The sequence below is a fragment of the Azohydromonas lata genome, assembly GCF_034427735.1.
GTDB lineage: Bacteria > Pseudomonadota > Gammaproteobacteria > Burkholderiales > Burkholderiaceae_C > Azohydromonas > Azohydromonas lata.
Map to the genome: position 1 here is coordinate 1 of NZ_JAXOJX010000159.1, position 2,422 is coordinate 2,422.

Below are 2,422 nucleotides of genomic sequence, written 5' to 3' on the forward strand. Positions count from 1 at the left end.
ATGCGGTGAAGGCGCCGGCCGCGCCCGTGGGCGCGTGGCGGGTGATCGTGGTGGGCTCCATGCTGGCGCGGCGGCTGGAGCGGCCGCTGTTGCGCGACCGCTTGGGACGCCGTCCGTTGCCGGTGCAGGTGTTCGAGACGCTGGACGAGGCCATGGCCGCGCTGGAGGCCGGCGGCGTGCCGGCGGCCGAGGCGGTCCTGCTGCAGTGCGCGACGCTGCGCGCGGCCGAGCTGCCGCGGCTGCAGGCGCTGGCGCAAGGCAGCGGCGCGCGGCGCGTGCACGTGCTCTACGGCTTTGCGACCTCGGCGCTGAGCGCGGCGTTCGAGTCGGCGGGCTTGCTGCTGCTGCGCTCGCCGCAGGACGACCGCTCGCTGGCGGCCTGGCTGCAGGCCTCGTGCAGCCCGCTGCCGCTGCCGCTGGTGGTGTCGCCGCGGCGCTGGGACGACGCGGCGCTGGCCGACTTCGCGGGGCTGTCCAGCACCATCGCCTGCGAGTGCCCGCGCCACGTGGCCGAGTTGCTGATGCAGCTCTCCAGCTTCGAGGCCTACAGCGCCGAGTGCGCCCACCGCGACCCGGCCGACGCCGCGCTGCACGCCTACTTGGGCCAGGTCGCCGGCACCGCGCGCGCGCTGTTCGAGCAGGCGCTGGAGCGGCTGGCGGTGCAGGAGGGGCTGATGCTGCCGGGGGAGGGGGTGTGACGACGGCGAGCGGAAGGTGAAGGACAAGGACCCAGCCTGGAACGACTGCCGGCGCGACGTGTAAGCCGCAGCCGCCCGCAGCCCGCAGCCCGCAGCCCGCAGCCCGCAGCCCGCAGCCCGCAAGTGGATCGGTTGCGCCTGCTACTTCGTGGTGCCCGCGCCGGCGCATTGGTGTCCGGAGAAAGTCGGCCGTCGTTGGCATCCCGTGAGCCCAGGCGCTTCGCACCCCACTTCGTCATTCCCGCGAAGGCGGGAATCCAGGCGGCCCCACGCCAGAGCGAAGGGGCAACGCAGGAAAAGTGCGGTTTTGGACCTTGCGACGCCGGCCCATGAGCTGACGGCCGGCTTGGGGCCCGCCTGGATTCCCGCCTTCGCGGGAATGACGGGTTGGGGGGCGCTGCGGGTCTGTCTCCGGCTGGCGCTTGCCCCTCTGCCCGGACCGCAGTGCGCCTTCGCGGGCATGACGGGTAAGGGAGCGAAGCGCGCGTGCCGGCGGGATGCCGGTGCGCGCCAACGCTCCCCCAGACGGCCCCCTGAACACGGTGTCAGACGGTCTAACACCTGCCGCTGGGCCGTTGCCCGCGCAACGCGCCGCCCTTCGCTGGCCCTTGCGCCGCGCCTTACAGGTCCATGCGCGTGATCTTGGTGCCCTCTATCGTCAGGTTGTACATGAGCCCCGCGTTGGTGAGCGCGAAGGCGGCGACGTCGTTCTTGATGGTGGAGGTGTCGACTTCGCCGTTGGCGCCGATCTTGAGCAGGGCCACGGAGCCGTCCACGCCCGCCGTCCAGCCGTTGCTGTTGCGGAACTTGTCCAGCGCCTCTTGGGTGAGGAAGACGATGACCACCGCCTTGGACTGCGCCCCGGCTTGGAAGCCGAAGGAGCCGCTGGCGGCGCGGTAGTAGGCCTGGGAGCGCCCGCCCGCGCGCAGCACGCCCTCGCCGTACTCGCCGCCCACCACCAGGCCCGCGGCCAGGATGGAGGGGAAGATCAGCAGGCCGCGCGCCTTGGCGGTGAGCTCGCGCGAGCCGCGCACCTGCTCGTACAGGCGGCTGAGCGTGGCGTCGGCGTTGCTGTCGATGTCGCGGCGGTGCTGCTCGGGTGTTTTCTTGTCGCTGCCGCCGCGCGTGATGGCGCAGCCCGTGGTCGCCAGCACCAGCGGCACGGCCGCCAGCGCGCCGAGCATGCCGCGGCGGGCGGCGTTGGCCGGCTTGAGTTGGGCTTGGGCTTGGTCTGCAGGCAGGAGATCTTTGGTTTTCATCAGCATCCTCATGCGTTGCCACCGGCGAAGGCGCCGGCTCCGGCCGCGTTGGCCGGATCAAGCTTGCTTGGGTGTCCGCGCGGCCTGCCCGCAAGGGGCAAAAAGATTGCCCGCCGGCTGTCAGCCACCTTTCAAGCCCCAAGCCGTTGCCATGACCACCCCCGTGACCCTGCTGGGCGCGTACGACCGCCACAACTTCGGCGACCTGCTGCTGGCGCGCGTGGCGGCGCGCCTGCTGGCGCCGCGCGGCGTGCGCTTTGCCGGCCTGGCCGCGCGCGACCTGCGCGGCTGCGGCGGCGTGCGGGTGGCGCATCTGGCGGACCTGCAGCCCGCCCCGGGCGAACCGCCGCGGGCGCTGCTGCACGTGGGCGGGCAACTCGCCACCTGCAGCGCCTGGCAGGCCGCGGCCATGCTGCTGCCGCCGCAGGAGGCGCCCGCCGCCATCGGCTACTTCGCCCTGTCTCT

Annotated in this window: 1 protein-coding gene and 2 pseudogenes; 2 read left to right on the forward strand and 1 reads right to left on the reverse strand. The window is 73.0% G+C overall.

Annotated features, from left to right (window positions below; translation table 11 throughout):
• A pseudogene (locus SM757_RS34710) lies at positions 1 to 698 on the forward strand (MerR family transcriptional regulator); the annotation flags it as partial.
• A gap of 620 nt (positions 699 to 1,318) precedes the next feature.
• Here the strand turns inward: SM757_RS34710 and SM757_RS34715 are convergent.
• Positions 1,319 to 1,882 (reverse strand): BPSL1445 family SYLF domain-containing lipoprotein, encoded by a 564-nt coding sequence (locus SM757_RS34715; protein WP_066343546.1) that lies wholly within the window; start codon positions 1,880 to 1,882, stop codon positions 1,319 to 1,321.
• Between the two features lie 226 nt (positions 1,883 to 2,108).
• Between SM757_RS34715 and SM757_RS34720 the strand changes: the two are divergent.
• A pseudogene (locus SM757_RS34720) lies at positions 2,109 to 2,422 on the forward strand (polysaccharide pyruvyl transferase family protein); the annotation flags it as partial.

Coding starts and splice junctions, on each gene's coding strand:
- SM757_RS34715 (WP_066343546.1), bottom strand. CDS start 1,882: ATGCTCGGCGCGCTGGCGGCCGTGCCGCTGGTGCTGGCGACCACGGGC.